Below are 14,474 nucleotides of genomic sequence, written 5' to 3' on the forward strand. Positions count from 1 at the left end.
GCCATGGCGTGGCCCTCGGGCGTCACGCTGCCGTCGGGCGTCACTGCGCCGAGTTCGGTCAACAGCGTGCGGGCCGCCGCGACGGCCGCGGTGGGCGGCGGGTCGAGCCAGCGCAAGGCTGCCGGGTCGCGCACCCCCCAGGTGGCGAGGTCGAGCATCAGCCCGGACAGGTCGGCATCCAGCATCTCGGGCTTGGCAAAGGCCTGCAGCGCGCCCTGGCCGGCTTCCTCCCACAATCGGTAGCAGACGCCCGGTTCCGTGCGGCCGGCACGACCCCGGCGCTGGTCGGCGGCGGCGCGCGACACCCGCACGGTTTCGAGCCGAGTCAAGCCGAGGTCGGGCTCGATGCGCGGCACGCGGGTTTGGCCACTGTCGATCACCACTCGGACGCCCTCGATGGTGAGCGAGGTTTCCGCGATCGAGGTGGCCAGCACCACCTTGTTGCGCCCTGGTGCGGCCGGCCGCACGGCGCGGTCCTGGGCGGCGCGGTCCATGGCGCCGTAGAGCGGCACCACATCGGTGGTGGCCGCGACCCGCCCGGCGAGCTGTTCGGCCGCCCGCCCGATTTCCCGCTGCCCGGGCAGGAAGGCGATGATCGAGCCGGGTTCCTCACCGAGGGCCTGCAGCACCGCCGCCGCGACATCGGCCGCGATGTCGCGCTCGGCATGGCGACCGAGGTAGCGCGTTTCGACCGGAAAGGCGCGGCCCTGGCTCTCGATCACCGGCGCGTCGCCGAGGATCGCCGCCACCCGGGCCCCGTCGAGGGTGGCCGACATGACGAGCAGGCGCAGGTCGTCGCGCAGCGCGCCCTGCACGTCGAGCGCCAGCGCCAGCCCGAGGTCGGCATCGAGCGAGCGTTCGTGGAACTCGTCGAAGATCACCGCCGCGATGCCGCCGAGCTCCGGATCCTGGCCGATCAGCCGGGTGAAGACGCCCTCGGTCACCACTTCGATGCGGGTGCGGTCGGACACGCGGGTGTCGAATCGCGCCCGCAATCCGACCGTTTCGCCGACGGGCTCGCCCAGGGTGGCAGCCATGCGTTCGGCGGCGGCCCGGGCCGCGAGGCGGCGCGGCTCGAGCAGGAGGATGCGCCGATCTGCCACCCAGGCACGGTCGCGCAGCATCAGCGGCACCCGGGTGGTCTTGCCGGCGCCGGGCGGCGCCACCAGCACGGCGCGCCGCCCTGCCTCGAGGCTGTCGAGCAGCGGCGCCCGCACGGCGTCGATCGGGAGAGAGGGAGGAGCGGCCATGCGGGCGCCTTAGGGGGCCGCATCCAGCCTGTCCAGCCGGAGGCTGGGCACCGGGCGAGACACCGTGTCACGCCGAATTACCGGTGGGGGCCCATGATCTCCGGGCGGGGTCTTCTCGGGCCGATGCGGAACCGGTATAGGTCTCGCCCCGAGGGACAACCGGCAGCCGGGTCCCGAGACGAGCGGAATGACGCAGAACAGCATGCGCGACACATCGGTCTCGCCGGCGGCCATGGACGCGAGCCATGACCGGGGACATGGCGCCAAGAGCGGCTTCTGGCCGATGGTCATGGGCTCCGTCGGCGTCGTCTACGGCGACATCGGCACCAGCCCGCTTTATGCCCTGAAGACGGCGTTGCACCACACCAGTGCCACATCGGCCTCGCCGGACGAGGTCATCGGTGTCGTGTCGCTGCTCATCTACGCGCTCGTCTTCACGGTTACGGTCAAATACGTGATCTTCTTGATGCGGGCTGACAACAAGGGCGAAGGCGGGACGCTGTCGCTGATGGCGCTCGCGCAAGGCGTGCTGAAGCGGCGCGGCCGCGTGGTGTTCCTGCTCGGCGTCGCGGGGGCGGCCTTGTTCTCGGGCGACGCCATCATCACGCCGGCGATCTCGGTGTTGTCGGCCGTCGAGGGCCTCGGCGTCGCCGAGCAGGGGCTCGTCCCCTACATCCTGCCCATCACGGTGGTGATCCTGATCTCGCTATTTGCCGTGCAGCGGTCCGGCACCGCCAAGGTGGCGGCCTTCTTCGGCCCGGTCATGCTGGTGTTCTTCGCGCTGATCGGCGTGCTGGGAATCTGGCACATCGCCGACGCGCCGGTGATCCTGCACGCCTTCAACCCGCTGCGCGGCATCGCCTTCCTGTTCGGCAACGGCGCCTCCGGCTTCGTGACGCTCGGCCTCGTGTTTTTGGCCGTGACGGGCGCCGAGGCGCTTTACGCCGATATGGGCCATTTCGGCCGCAAGCCGATCCAGCTCGCCTGGCTGTTCTTCGTGCTGCCGTCGCTGTTGCTGAACTATCTCGGCCAGGGCGCCCTGGTGATGAAGGACCCGGCCGCCATCAAGGACCCGTTCTTCCTGATGGTGCCGAACTGGGCCCTGATCCCCTTCGTGATCTTGTCGACCGCCGCCACCGTGATCGCCAGCCAGGCCGTCATCACCGGCGCCTTCTCGCTGATCCGCCAGGCGATCCAACTCGGCCTGCTGCCCCGCATGGAGATCCAGCACACGTCCGAGACGACCGAAGGGCAGATCTTCGTGCCGCGCGCCAACCGCATGATGCTGATCGGCGTGCTGCTGCTGGTGTTCTTGTTCAAGTCCTCGGACGCGCTCGCCAACGCTTATGGGATCGCCGTGACCGGCACCATGGTGGTGACGACCCTGCTGGCCTTCTTCGTGGTGCGCTACCTGTGGCGCTGGCCGCTCGTCACCTGCGTGCTGGTGATCGGCTTCTTCCTTTGCATCGACCTCGCCTTCCTGATCGCCAATCTGGTCAAGGTGCTGGATGGCGGCTGGGTGCCGCTGGTGCTGGCCGCTTGTTCGATGCTGGTGATGTGGACGTGGGTGCGGGGCACGGCGCTGCTCAGCCAGAAGACCCATCGCGATTCGATCTCGACCCGCGACCTCGTCCGCATGCTGGGCAAGAGCAAGCCGACCCGGGTGCCCGGCACCGCCATCTTCCTGACGAGCGACCCCGAGGTGGCGCCCTCGGCCCTGATGCACAACCTGAAGCACAACAAGGTGCTGCACGAGCGCGTGCTGATCGTTTCGGTCCGTACCGAAGACAGCCCGCGGGTGCCGCGCGAGAACCGCTTCGAGATCACCAAGCTGTCGGACGACTTCACCGCCATCTACCTGCATTACGGCTATATGGAGCTGCCCCGCATGCCGGCGGCCCTCGCCAACCTGCGCAAGGCGGGCCTGAAGTTCGACATCATGACGACGTCGTTCTTCCTCGGCCGCCGTACCCTGAAGGCGTCGCCGAATTCCGGCATGCCGCGCTGGCAGGATCTGCTGTTCATCGCCATGTCGAAACAGGCTGCCACCGCGACGGACTTCTTCTCGATCCCGTCCGACCGCGTGGTGGAACTCGGCGCCCAGGTCTCGGTCTGAGGCCGACCCGCAGGGGTGATCGACACGGCGCCGCGCCACCCTATGTCATCGTCTCATAGTGGGAGGATGACATGAAGCTGTTCAACCGTTTGCTGGGTGCGGCCCTGGTGGCGATGCCGATCCTGCTCGCGGCGGCGCCGTCGGAAGCCGCTACGGCCCGGCAATATCAGGCCCAGGGCCACGGGCGCTTCGTTTCGAGCAAGGGCCGCCCCTTGCATGGCGCCATGCACCGGGGCCGTGGCCATCATCGCGCCATGCACCACCGTCGCATTCGTTAAAAGGCCAAACGCTTCGTCCGGGCCCGGAGGAGCTCCCGTGGCCCGGGCGGCACCTCGGTCGCAGGCCATGAGCTTGACCGGCATGCGCGCCGGTGGTCAGCTTGGCGGCTGCTCCGCCTGACCCTCCAGGGCGCCCATGCTCTGCTTCCTGCCACCCCCGCCCATGGCGCCGCCCGATCCGAAGCCGGACCGGCCGCCGCCGATTTCCGATGCCGGCCTCGTGCTGATCGTCCTGCTGGTGGTGTTCTGCGCCCTGTTCGCGCCGTTTGGATGGTGAGCGCCGCCTTGGTCGAGGGCGTCGCCACCTTCGGTCGCCGTCCCTCGGGCTCTCCACGGCCCTTCGCCTTGGCAAGCTGGTGGCGCCATGCCACACCGGCTGAAAGGGACGGAAACCAAAACCCATGAGCGACACCCCGAGCCGCCGGCCGAAGCGCCCCACCATCACGGACCAGGAGGCGCTGCATTTCCATAGCCGCGGCAAGCCCGGCAAGCTCGAGGTGGTGCCGACCAAGCCGATGGCGACCCAGCGCGACCTGTCGCTCGCATATTCGCCCGGTGTCGCGGTGCCGGTACTGGCCATCGCCAAGGATCCCGCCACCGCCTTCGACTACACGTCGCGCGGCAACATGGTGGCGGTGATCTCGAACGGCACGGCGATCCTCGGTCTCGGCAACCTCGGGGCGCTGGCCTCGAAGCCCGTCATGGAAGGCAAGGCGGTGCTGTTCAAGCGCTTCGCCGATATCGACTCGATCGACCTCGAGGTCGATACCGAGGACCCGGACGCCTTTATCGCGGCCGTGCGCTATCTCGGCCCCTCTTTCGGCGGCATCAACCTCGAGGACATCAAGGCGCCCGAGTGCTTCGTCATCGAGGAGCGGCTGCGCGAACTCATGGACATCCCGGTATTCCATGACGACCAGCACGGCACGGCCATCATCGCGGCGGCCGGCATGCTGAACGCCATGCGGCTGACGGGCCGCGACATCCGGCAAACCAAGCTCGTCTGCAATGGCGCCGGCGCCGCCGGCATCGCCTGCCTCGACCTCATCAAGGCGATGGGGTTCGCGCCCGAAAACGTCATCCTGTGCGACACCAAGGGCGTGGTGTACCGCGGCCGGACTGCCGGCATGAACCAATGGAAATCGGCCCATGCGGTCGAAACCGCCAAGCGCACGCTCGACGAGGCCATGCAAGGCGCCGACATCTTCTTCGGCCTGTCGGCCAAGGGCGCGCTGACGCCCGACATGGTGCGCAGCATGGCGCCGCAGCCGATCATCTTCGCCATGGCGAACCCCGATCCCGAGATCACGCCGGAAGAAGCCCATGCAGTGCGCGACGACGCCATTGTGGCCACCGGCCGGTCGGATTATCCGAACCAGGTCAACAATGTGCTCGGCTTCCCCTACATCTTCCGGGGCGCCCTCGATGCCCGCGCCACCACCATCAACATGGAGATGAAGATCGCGGCCGTGCACGCGCTGGCCGACCTCGCCCGCGAGGACGTGCCGGACGAGGTGGCGCTGGCCTATCAGGGCGCCCGCCCGCGCTTCGGCCGCGACTACATCATCCCGGTGCCGTTCGACCCGCGGTTGATCCACACCATTCCGCCCGCGGTGGCGCAGGCCGCGCAGGACAGCGGCGTCGCGCGCCGCCCGATCGGCGACATGGCGCTTTACCGCTCGCAGCTGTCGGCCCGGCGCGATCCCGTGGCCGGGGCGCTGCAGAGCGTGATGAGCCAGGTGCGCCGCAGCCCGAAGCGCGTGGTGTTTGCCGAGGGCGAGGAAGAGCAGGTGTTGCGCGCGGCGCTGTCTTTCGTCGGCCAGGGGCTCGGCACCGCCATCCTGGTGGGCCGCGAGGATCGCATCAAGGCGAATGCGCAAGGGGCCGGCATCGACCTCGACGAGCTGAAGGGCCTCGAGATCCACAACGCGGCCTTGTCGAAGCGCAACGGCGTTTACGCGCATTTCCTGTATGAGCGCATGCAGCGGCGCGGCTTCCTGCTGCGCGACTGCCAGCGCCTGATCAACCAGGACCGCAACCATTTCGCCGCCGCCATGGTGGCCAATGGCGACGCCGACGCGGTGGTGACGGGCGTCACCCGCAATTTCACGGTGGCGCTCGAAGAAGTGCGGCGCGTCGTCGGCGACCGGCCCGGCCATCGACTGATGGGTTTGTCGCTGATGATCACCCGCGGCCGCGCCGTGCTGGTGGCCGACACCGCCATCACGGAGCTGCCGGACGCGCAGGGTCTGGCCGAAATCGCCGTCGAGGCCGCCCGGGTGGCCCGCCGCCTCGGCTACGAGCCCCGCGTGGCGCTCCTGGCCTTCTCGACCTTCGGCTACCCGGCCGGCGAGCGCACCCGCTATGTCCAAGAAGCGGTGGGTCTGCTCGACACCATGCACGTCGATTTCGAATATGACGGCGAGATGGCGGCCGACGTGGCGCTCAGCCGCGAGCGCATGGCCTCCTACCCGTTCTCCCGCCTCACCGACGTCGCCAACGTCCTGGTGATGCCGGCCTTCCACTCCGCCTCCATCTCGACCCAGATGCTGAAGGAGCTCGGCGGCGCCACCCTGATCGGCCCGCTGCTGGTGGGCCTGGACAAGTCGGTGCAGATCGTGCCGCTCGGGGCCAAGGACGTCGACATTGTCAATATGGCGGCGTTGGCGGCGTTTAATGTTGGGGGGTGAGATTGGTACGGCTTTGACAGAAGCGTGACGCCAATTTTCCTGTAGACGCTGCTGATATTGAATGTAACTTAAAGGAATTAAGTACGCATCTACTCTAGCAGAGTATAGCGGCATGATCGTCACAGGAAACCTTGTTTCGCACGCTGATCCCCATCCTTCACCCTGCGGCATACGAAAATTTGTAGAGCGAGATATAGATCTTCTGATGGCGGAAGAGCTTCGCGTGAATTCAGCATTCGCCGCCTGGATCATGGGGCACTTTGATCTTTCCGACGCGCTGATTTATCCCGCACTCTCAGTCAATGTGTCGGATGTCGAAGACGGAAGTGAGGCAGATATCGCAGCAACCTTCCGTACAGTGGGAGGGAAAACTTACCGGCTCTTTGTCGAAGACAAGATCGACGCCGGTCTTATGCCCTCCCAATTAGAACGCTATGTTCGCCGGGGCGAAGGCGAGGTATCTCGCAATCTTACGATTGGCTTCTCTGTATTATTCTTCACACCTGCGAATTACATAAAGGAAAAACTGCCGGACAATGTTGTTCAGCTTACTTTTGAGTCTGCAGCCGCCTACCTGCGAGCTGACCCAGATGATTTAAGAGCGTGCTATCGCGCATCTTTTCTTGAAAAGGCTGTGCCCAAACTCGGTCCAAAGGCGAGGGACGCCTATATTGCGATCCATGAGCCTTACGTCAAAGCATGGTGGGACACGGTCTACACCATGTTGGATCGCGACTTTCCCGGGTTCTTCATTCATAGAACCCAATATCCGCGTAGTGTCTATTTTGCGCCGGAAACACCAAAACAAGCTAAATACCTGCGAGTTGATTTCAAGGGGCATAAAGGAGAGGTGGATCTCGCGTTCAAGAACATAGAACCCGATAAGCTTCGAGTTGTCTTAGAAATGCTAAAGGATGTCCCTGGACAGTTGTCGGTGAACGGGCGCTCTTCTGCATTGCAGATTCGTGGACTGGAACCGTTCGTCATCTCTGACGGATCGTCCGTCATCCCGACGAAAGTCCGGGCCGCTTACGGCGCAGCACACCGCCTTCTTACGTTCTGGAAAGAAAACCGATCTGCTTTTGATGTGCTTGCTGTTGATTGATTTCAGGCGGCAGGACAAGCAAGACTGAAGGGATCGCACAATTATCAGATCGCTTCTTACAACAGAGACGCTGATAAGAGGCGAACCGTTGGGCGCTCCTTAATGCGCCTCGTCCCAATTCTCCGCCGCCCGCGCCTCCACCACCAGCGGCACGTCGAGCGTGATCGCGGGATAGGGCGCTTCGATCATCACCCGGGTGATGACCGGGATGGTGGCCTCGACCTCGGCGTCCGGCACCTCGAACACCAGTTCGTCGTGCACCTGCAGCAGCATGCGGGCCGACAGCTTCGCCCGCAGCAGTTCATCGTCCATGCGGATCATCGCCCGGCGGATGATGTCGGCGGCCGTGCCCTGGATGGGGGCGTTGACGGCGGCGCGCTCGTTGAAGGCGCGCTCGGCCGGGTTCGAGGCCGTGATGCGCGGGTAATGGCATTTGCGGCCGAACAGGGTTTCGACGTAGCCCTGCTGCTTACAGATGCGCTTGGTGGCGTCCATATAGGTGCGGATGCCAGGGAACCGGTCGAAATAGGTGCGGATATAGGCGCCGGCCTCCTCGCGCGGGATGCCGAGCTGGTTGGCCAGCCCAAAGGCCGAAATGCCGTAGACGATACCGAAGTTGATCGCCTTGGCACGCCGCCGGGTTTCCGACGGCATGCCTTCGATCGGCACGTTGAACATTTCCGACGCCGTCGAGGCGTGGATGTCGCGGCCTTCCGCGAAGGCGGCCTTCAGTTCGGGAATGTCGGCCATGTGGGCCAGCAGGCGGAGCTCGATCTGCCCGTAATCGGCCGAGATCAGCTTGTGGCCCGGCGCCGCCACGAAGGCCTTGCGGATCTTGCGTCCGGCTTCGGTGCGGATCGGGATGTTCTGGATGTTGGGATCGGACGACGACAGCCGGCCCGTGGTGGTGGCCGCCAGTGCGAAGGACGTGTGGACGCGGTCCGTCTTCGGATCGATGAAGCCCGGCAGCGCGTCCGTATAGGTGGCGCGCAGCTTCGACACCTGCCGCCACTCGAGGATCAGCCGAGCAAAGGGGTTGCCCTGTTCGGCAAGGTCGTCGAGGATCTGGGCCCGGGTCGACCAGGCGCCGGTCGGCGTCTTGCGGGCGCCCGGCAGGCCCATCTTGCCGAACAGGATGTCGGCCACCTGCTTGGTCGAGCCGAGGTTGAACGTTTCGCCCGCCACCACGTAGACTTTGGCTTCGAGCCGCGCCTGCTCGGCCGCGAACTCACCCGACAGGCGGCGCAGGATGATGGGATCGATCTGGATGCCGCGTCGCTCCATGCGGGCCAGCGTCTCCACCATCGGGCGCTCGAGTTCCTCGTAGACCGTCGTGACGCCCTCGGCCGGCAGCCGGGCCTTGAAGATCAGCCACAGGCGCATCGCCACGTCGGCATCCTCGGCCGCGTATTCGGTGGCCTTGTCGATCGGCACCCGGGCAAAGCCGATGAAACTCTTGCCCGAGCCCGTCAGGTCCTTGAAGGCGATCGGCGTGTGGTTGAGGTGCTGCTTCGACAGGGCGTCGAGCCGGTTGAAGTCGAGCGAATTCATCCCAGCGTCGAGCGCATAGGACAGCAACATCGTGTCGTCGAAGCCCTGCACCTCGACGCCATGGGTTTTGAAGACGAGCCAGTCGTACTTCATGTTCTGCGCGACCTTGAGGATGCCGCGCCCTTCCAGCACCGGCTTCAGCCGCGCCAGCACGATGTCCAATGGCAACTGGTCGGGCAGCAGCGCCCCTTCGCCGAACAACCCACCCTCGGCCTCGTTTGACAGGTGGCCGATCGGGATGTAGCAGGCCGCCCCGGGCGCGGTTGCCAGCGCGATGCCGACGATCGCGGCGTTGCGGGCGTCGAGCGAGGTGGTTTCGGTGTCGACCGCCAGCACGCCCGTCATGGCGGCCTCGGCCAGAACGGCGTCGAGTGCCTCGAGCGTTGTGATCGTGGTGTAGTCTTTATGCGAGATGACGGTGGCCTGGCCTTGTCGGACGCGCTCGGCCGCGAGGCGCTGCGGGCCCGTCAGGGCGGGCGCCGGCACGGCCGCGGCCGCGCCCGGTGTGGCCTCGTCCTCGACCGGGTGGCTGCCCTCCGCGGGCGCCTCGGAGGGCTCCGTCACGGGGAAGTCGCCGTCGGTGTTGTGGCCGTTGCGGGATCGCCAGCCGCCGGTGCCGACGTAATCGGGATCGGCCGCGAAATCCGCGGCGTCGCACCGGTAGGCTTCGGCGGCCCGCTTGGTCAGGGTGGTGAATTCCATCGCCTTCAGGAAGGGGACGAGCTTCGCCGGATCGGGCTCGTGCAGGCCGAGCCGCTCGAGCGGCGTCGTGAGCTTCACGTCGCGCACCAGGGTGACGAGGGTTTTGGAGGTGCGGATCAGCCCGACCTTCTCGGGATCGGTCAGCGTTTCGCGTCGCTTCGGCTGCTTGATCTCGCCGGCGCGCGCCAGCAGCGTTTCCAGGTCGCCGTAGTCGGTGATGAGTTGCGCGGCCGTCTTCAGGCCGATGCCGGGGGCGCCCGGCACGTTGTCGGTGGAATCGCCCGCCAGCGCCTGCACGTCGACGACGCGGTCGGGCCTGACGCCGAAATAATCCACAACCTCCTGCTCGCCGATGATGCGCTCGCCCCGCGACCCGGCCTTCGACGGGTCGCCCGAAGCCGGGTCGTACATGATGACGCCCGGCTCGATCAGCTGCATCAGGTCCTTGTCGGCCGAGATGATCAGCACGTCGGCCCCCGCGGCCCGCGCTTCGCGGGCATAGGTGGCGATGAGGTCGTCGGCCTCGTAGGTGTCCTGCTCGACGGGCTCGAGCCCGAAGGCCCGCACGGTGTGGCGCATCAGCGGGAACTGCGGCAGCAGGTCCTCCGGCGGCTCCGAGCGGTGCCCCTTATAGGCGGGGTAAAGGTCCTTGCGGAACGAGTTCTCGGACTTGTCGAAGATGATGGCGAGATGGGTCGGCTTGAAGCCGGCGGCGCCCTCGCGGATGAACTGGAACAGCTTGGTCGCGAAAAGCCGCACCGCGCCGGTCGGCAGCGCATCCGAGCGGTAATTGTATTTCGCATCCTGCCGAATCGACTGGAAATAGGCTCGAAAGATGAAGCCCGATCCGTCCACCAGAAAGACGTGGTCGCCGGGCTTGACGGGGCGGTGGGTCGGGGTCGGGGTCATGCGCGCTTTATGGGGCCTGGAGGGCAGCCCCGGCAATGGGACACGTCGGCCGCGAGCCATTCTCCTTCGCGCCGCCCGGCTGCTACGCTTATCCGCTGTGGAGGCCGGTCCCGGTCGTGGCCCGCGGCCATAGTGTCGCCATCGGGCTCGTCGAGACCGGAGGCCCCGCGCCCTGCTGCGGCCCCGAGACCCCAACGCCGGTTCCCCATGACGCGACACCTCCGGGCTCTAGCAGCCGCCTCCCTCCTGGTCCTGGCCCTGGTGGGCGCCACGGCGGCGGGAAGCGCCTGTGCCGCGGAAGCTGCGATCCCGGCGAGCCACGACGGCGCGGCCCCGAGCGACACCACGCAAACCCGCAATGCCGCGCGGTCGCGCATGCGCGAGTGCGGGCATCAATGGTCGTCGATGAAGAAGACCGGCGCGGCCGCCGGCATGACCTGGAAGGATTATTCCCAGGGGTGCCTCGCCAAGCCGTAAGGGTGCGTTACGGCAGCCGAATCTGCAGCCCGTCGTAGGCGGGGGTGACGCCGGGCGGGATCTCGCGGCGCAGGGTCTCATAGTCGAGGTCGGTGTGCAGGTTGGTCAGCACCGCCTCGCGCGGCCGCATGCGGGCGATCCAGTCGAGCGCGTCGGCGAGCGAGAAATGCGAGGGATGCGGCTGCGGCCGCAGCGCATCGACGATCAGGTGGCTGAGGCCGCTCAGCATCGGCACGGCCGCCTCGGGCACCCGCTTCACATCCGGCATGTAGACGAGGTCGCCGATACGCAGGCCGAGCGCCGGAATCTCCCCATGGTCGACTACGAAGGGCGTCACCACGATGGCGCCGCCGGGCCCCTCCACCGTCACCGGCTCGGGCGGCACGATGCGATGCCGGTCGAGCAGCGGCGGATACATGCTGCCGGGCGGGGTGTGGAAGATGTAGGAAAAGTTGTGGCCCACCACGTCCCAGGTCGGGTCGTCCATGTGGATCGGGATACGCTGCCGCATGTGGATCACCAGTGGCCGCACGTCGTCGATGCCATGGGTGTGGTCGGCATGCGGATGGGTGAGCAGCACCGCGTCAAGCCGCTCGGTGCCGGTGCGCAGGAGCTGTTCGCGCAGGTCCGGCGAGGTGTCGACCAGCAGGGTGGTGCGGTTGCCGTCCGGGGCCTCGCGCTCGATCAGGACCGAGCAGCGGCTGCGGCGGTTCCTGGGGTTCGACGGATCGCAGGCCCCCCAGCCCTGGCCGAGCCGCGGCACCCCGCCCGACGAGCCGCAGCCCAGGATGGTGAGCGTCAGGCTCATGCGGCGTCACCCAGCGGCGGCAGCTTGTTGAACAGCCGATGCACGTTGGCCGTGGTGGCGGCCGCCAGCGCCTCGAAGCCGATGCCTTTCACCTCCGCCAGCACCCGCGCGGTTTCGGCCACATAGGCGGGCTCGTTGCGCTTGCCGCGATGCGGCATCGGGGCAAGGAACGGCGCATCGGTTTCGACCAGCAACCGGTCGAGCGGCACGGCGGCCGCGATCTCACGCAGCGCCCCCGAGTTCTTAAAGGTCAGGACGCCCGAGAACGAGATGGACAGCCCGAGTTCGACCCCGGTGCGGGCGAGCGCCGCGCCCGAGGTGAAGCAATGCAGCACGGCCGGGAAGGCACCGCGCGCATGCTCGTCGCGCAGGATGGCCGCCATGTCGTCGTCGGCGTCGCGCGAATGGATGACGAGCGGCAGCCCCGTCTGCCGAGCCGCCGCGATGTGGGTGCGGAACGCCCGCGCCGCGAGGTCACGCGGGGCTTTGTCGTAATGGTAGTCGAGCCCCGCCTCGCCGATGCCGACGCAGCGCGGATGCGCCGACAATCGCACCAGGTCCTCTGTCGTCACGTCGGGTTCTTCAGCCGCCTGCAGTGGATGCGTGCCGACGGTGCAGAACACCTCGGCGAAGCGCTCGGCCAGGGCCGATATCGTGGGGAACTGCGCCACCCGGGTCGAGATGGTGATGAGCCGGCCGACGCCCGCCTGCTTGGCGCGCTCGACCACGGCGTCGAGTTCGTCCGCAAAATCGGGGAAGTCGAGGTGGCAGTGCGAGTCGACGAGCATCAGGCGCGCCCCGTCACGCCGTCGCCTCGGGCTCGACATAGCGCGGGAAGATGCCGGTCGGGGTCGGCAGCACCGTGCCCGGCGCAAGCCGGTGGTCGGCGCCGAGATGGGCGAAATCGCGCGCCCCAGGGTCGACGGCCAACAGGTCGAGCAGCGTCGCCATCGCGGTCGGCATGGCCGGCTGGGCCAGGATCGCCAGCGTGCGCAGCACCTCCGCGGTGACGTAAAGGATGGTGTTCATCCGGGCCGCATCGGTCTTGCGCTTGATCCAGGGTTCCTCGGTGGCGAAATAACGGTTCGCCTCGGCCACGACGCGCCAGATCTCGCCCAGCAGGCCATGCAGCGCGAAGGTCTGCATCTGGGCGCGGACGCTCGCCAACAGCGCGTCGGCCTCGGCCAGGATGGTGAGGTCGGCTGGGGTGAAGTCGCCCGGCTGGGGCAGGGCGCCGCCGCAGTTCTTGCCGATCATGCTCAGCGAGCGCTGGGCCAGGTTGCCGAGGTCGTTGGCGAGGTCGGCGTTGATGCGGGCGACGATCGCCTCGTGCGAATAGCTGCCGTCCTGCCCGAACGGCACCTCGCGCAACAGGAAATAGCGCAGCTGGTCCACCCCATAGGCATCGGCCAGCGCCATCGGATCGATGACGTTGCCGACCGACTTCGACATCTTCTCCCCCTTGTTGAAGAGGAAGCCGTGCGCCACCACCTGGCGGGGCAGGGGCAGGTCCGCCGACAGGAGGAAGGCCGGCCAGTAAATGGCATGAAACCGGGTGATGTCCTTGCCAACGTCATGCACCTGAGCGGGCCAATAACGGGCGCGAGCGGCGTCGGGATCGGGGAAGCCCGTGCCGGTGAGATAATTGGCGAGCGCGTCCACCCAGACGTACATGACGTGCTTCGGGTCGCCCGGCACCGGCACGCCCCAATCGAAGGTGGTGCGGGAGATCGACAGGTCCTTCAGGCCGCGCGTCACGAAGCTGACGATCTCGTTGCGGTATTGTTCGGGCGTGACGAAATCCGGCTGGTCGCGGTAGAGCGCCAGCAGCCTGTCGGCATAGGCCGACAAGCGGAAGAAATAGCTTTCCTCCTCCATCCACTCGACCGGGGTGCCGGTGGGGGCAAAGCGCCGGCCGTCGCGGGTGGTGAGCTCGCCTTCGTCGTAATAGGCCTCGTCGCGCACCGAATACCAACCCGAATAGCTCGCGAGATAGATGTCGCCCTTGGCGGCCATGCGGCTCCACAAGGCCTGGGCGGCGCGGGCGTGGCGCGGGTCGGTGGTGCGGATGGTGTCGTCGGCCCGCACGTCGAGCCGCTCCGCCATGCTCTGGAACTGCGCCGCCGTGCGGTCGGCCAACCCTTGTGGGGTAAGACCCTCGCGGGCGGCCGTTTGCTGCATCTTCTGGCCGTGCTCGTCCATGCCGGACATCACCAGCACGTCGTAGCCGTCGAGCCGCTTGAAGCGCGCAATGGCATCACTGGCGATGCGCTCGTAGGCGTGGCCGATATGGGGCGCGCCGTTGGCATAGGGGATGGCGGACGTGACGTAGAAGGTGGGGCGGCCGGCCATGAAGATCCGTCGAGGTTCGCGGGACGCTGCGGGCCGATGGGCCGGCGTCAGCGTCCGTTCTGCCGGGGAAGCCGCGCCCCGGTCAACCCCTGGTGGCGTCAGTGAGGTCGCCCACGAGGCCGAGCAACACCGGCCGCTTGTCGAGGTTAAGGGCGCTGGCTTCGCGGGCCTGCGCCCGCACGCGCTCCCAGGCGGCCGCGAGGCGCGCCAGGGTGGCGGCTGGCGCGCCTCGCGGC

Annotated in this window: 11 protein-coding genes; 6 read left to right on the forward strand and 5 right to left on the reverse strand. The window is 67.2% G+C overall.

What is annotated here, in order from left to right; translation table 11 throughout:
• The coding region (hrpB, locus tag P7D22_RS19615; protein ID WP_319935947.1) for an ATP-dependent helicase HrpB at window positions 1-1,250 on the reverse strand (1,250 nt) is incomplete at its 3' end.
• A 187-nt stretch (window positions 1,251-1,437) separates the two neighbouring features.
• On the opposite strand from hrpB, the gene P7D22_RS19620 reads away from it, so the two are divergent.
• The 5 genes from P7D22_RS19620 (at window position 1,438) to P7D22_RS19640 (ending at window position 7,439) form a co-directional block, all read left to right on the forward strand.
• Window positions 1,438-3,366, forward strand: coding sequence for a potassium transporter Kup (locus tag P7D22_RS19620; RefSeq protein ID WP_319935948.1), 1,929 nt, complete (start codon window positions 1,438-1,440; stop codon window positions 3,364-3,366).
• 71 nt (window positions 3,367-3,437) lie between these two features.
• A complete protein-coding gene (locus tag P7D22_RS19625) occupies window positions 3,438-3,644 on the forward strand; it encodes a hypothetical protein (protein WP_319935949.1) in 207 nt (68 codons plus the stop codon).
• A gap of 136 nt (window positions 3,645-3,780) precedes the next feature.
• Window positions 3,781-3,921 (forward strand): hypothetical protein, encoded by a 141-nt coding sequence (locus P7D22_RS19630; protein ID WP_319935950.1) that lies wholly within the window; start codon window positions 3,781-3,783, stop codon window positions 3,919-3,921.
• Between the two features lie 124 nt (window positions 3,922-4,045).
• On the forward strand, window positions 4,046-6,334 hold the full coding sequence (locus P7D22_RS19635; RefSeq protein WP_319935951.1) for an NADP-dependent malic enzyme: 2,289 nt from the start codon (window positions 4,046-4,048) through the stop codon (window positions 6,332-6,334).
• A 205-nt stretch (window positions 6,335-6,539) separates the two neighbouring features.
• Window positions 6,540-7,439, forward strand: coding sequence for a hypothetical protein (locus P7D22_RS19640; protein ID WP_319935952.1), 900 nt, complete (start codon window positions 6,540-6,542; stop codon window positions 7,437-7,439).
• 99 nt (window positions 7,440-7,538) lie between these two features.
• Here P7D22_RS19640 and polA read toward each other — a convergent pair whose 3' ends face one another.
• A complete protein-coding gene (polA, locus tag P7D22_RS19645; protein WP_319935953.1) occupies window positions 7,539-10,601 on the reverse strand; it encodes a DNA polymerase I in 3,063 nt (1,020 codons plus the stop codon).
• Window positions 10,602-10,808: 207 nt separating this feature from the next.
• On the opposite strand from polA, the gene P7D22_RS19650 reads away from it, so the two are divergent.
• Window positions 10,809-11,078, forward strand: coding sequence for a hypothetical protein (locus P7D22_RS19650; protein WP_319935954.1), 270 nt, complete (start codon window positions 10,809-10,811; stop codon window positions 11,076-11,078).
• Window positions 11,079-11,085: 7 nt separating this feature from the next.
• On the opposite strand, the gene P7D22_RS19655 is transcribed toward P7D22_RS19650, so the two are convergent.
• The 3 genes from P7D22_RS19655 to metG are packed head-to-tail and all read right to left on the reverse strand — an operon-like array spanning window position 11,086 to window position 14,238.
• A complete protein-coding gene (locus P7D22_RS19655) occupies window positions 11,086-11,886 on the reverse strand; it encodes an MBL fold metallo-hydrolase (RefSeq protein WP_319935955.1) in 801 nt (266 codons plus the stop codon).
• Window positions 11,883-12,674 carry a TatD family hydrolase gene (locus P7D22_RS19660; protein ID WP_319935956.1) on the reverse strand — a complete coding sequence of 264 codons (792 nt, stop codon included), beginning with the start codon at window positions 12,672-12,674 and terminating at the stop codon, window positions 11,883-11,885. The genes P7D22_RS19655 and P7D22_RS19660 overlap by 4 nt, the downstream gene beginning before the upstream one ends.
• 13 nt (window positions 12,675-12,687) lie before the next feature.
• Window positions 12,688-14,238, reverse strand: a complete 1,551-nt coding sequence (gene metG / locus P7D22_RS19665; RefSeq protein ID WP_319935957.1) for a methionine--tRNA ligase — start codon at window positions 14,236-14,238, stop codon at window positions 12,688-12,690.
• Between the last annotated feature and the right edge of the window lie 236 nt (window positions 14,239-14,474).

This window comes from Lichenihabitans sp. Uapishka_5 (assembly GCF_033947565.1).
In the GTDB taxonomy this organism is placed as follows: Bacteria; Pseudomonadota; Alphaproteobacteria; order Rhizobiales; family Beijerinckiaceae; genus Lichenihabitans.

Excerpts from the sequence above, each read along its gene's own strand:
- P7D22_RS19620 (WP_319935948.1), top strand. The coding sequence starts at position 1,438 with ATGACGCAGAACAGCATGCGCGACACATCGGTCTCGCCGGCGGCCATG.
- P7D22_RS19630 (WP_319935950.1), top strand. The coding sequence starts at position 3,781 with ATGCTCTGCTTCCTGCCACCCCCGCCCATGGCGCCGCCCGATCCGAAG.
- P7D22_RS19655 (WP_319935955.1), bottom strand. The coding sequence starts at position 11,886 with ATGAGCCTGACGCTCACCATCCTGGGCTGCGGCTCGTCGGGCGGGGTG.
- P7D22_RS19640 (WP_319935952.1), top strand. The coding sequence starts at position 6,540 with ATGGCGGAAGAGCTTCGCGTGAATTCAGCATTCGCCGCCTGGATCATG.
- P7D22_RS19635 (WP_319935951.1), top strand. The coding sequence starts at position 4,046 with ATGAGCGACACCCCGAGCCGCCGGCCGAAGCGCCCCACCATCACGGAC.
- P7D22_RS19625 (WP_319935949.1), top strand. The coding sequence starts at position 3,438 with ATGAAGCTGTTCAACCGTTTGCTGGGTGCGGCCCTGGTGGCGATGCCG.
- P7D22_RS19660 (WP_319935956.1), bottom strand. The coding sequence starts at position 12,674 with ATGCTCGTCGACTCGCACTGCCACCTCGACTTCCCCGATTTTGCGGAC.
- polA (WP_319935953.1), bottom strand. The coding sequence starts at position 10,601 with ATGACCCCGACCCCGACCCACCGCCCCGTCAAGCCCGGCGACCACGTC.
- P7D22_RS19650 (WP_319935954.1), top strand. The coding sequence starts at position 10,809 with ATGACGCGACACCTCCGGGCTCTAGCAGCCGCCTCCCTCCTGGTCCTG.
- metG (WP_319935957.1), bottom strand. The coding sequence starts at position 14,238 with ATGGCCGGCCGCCCCACCTTCTACGTCACGTCCGCCATCCCCTATGCC.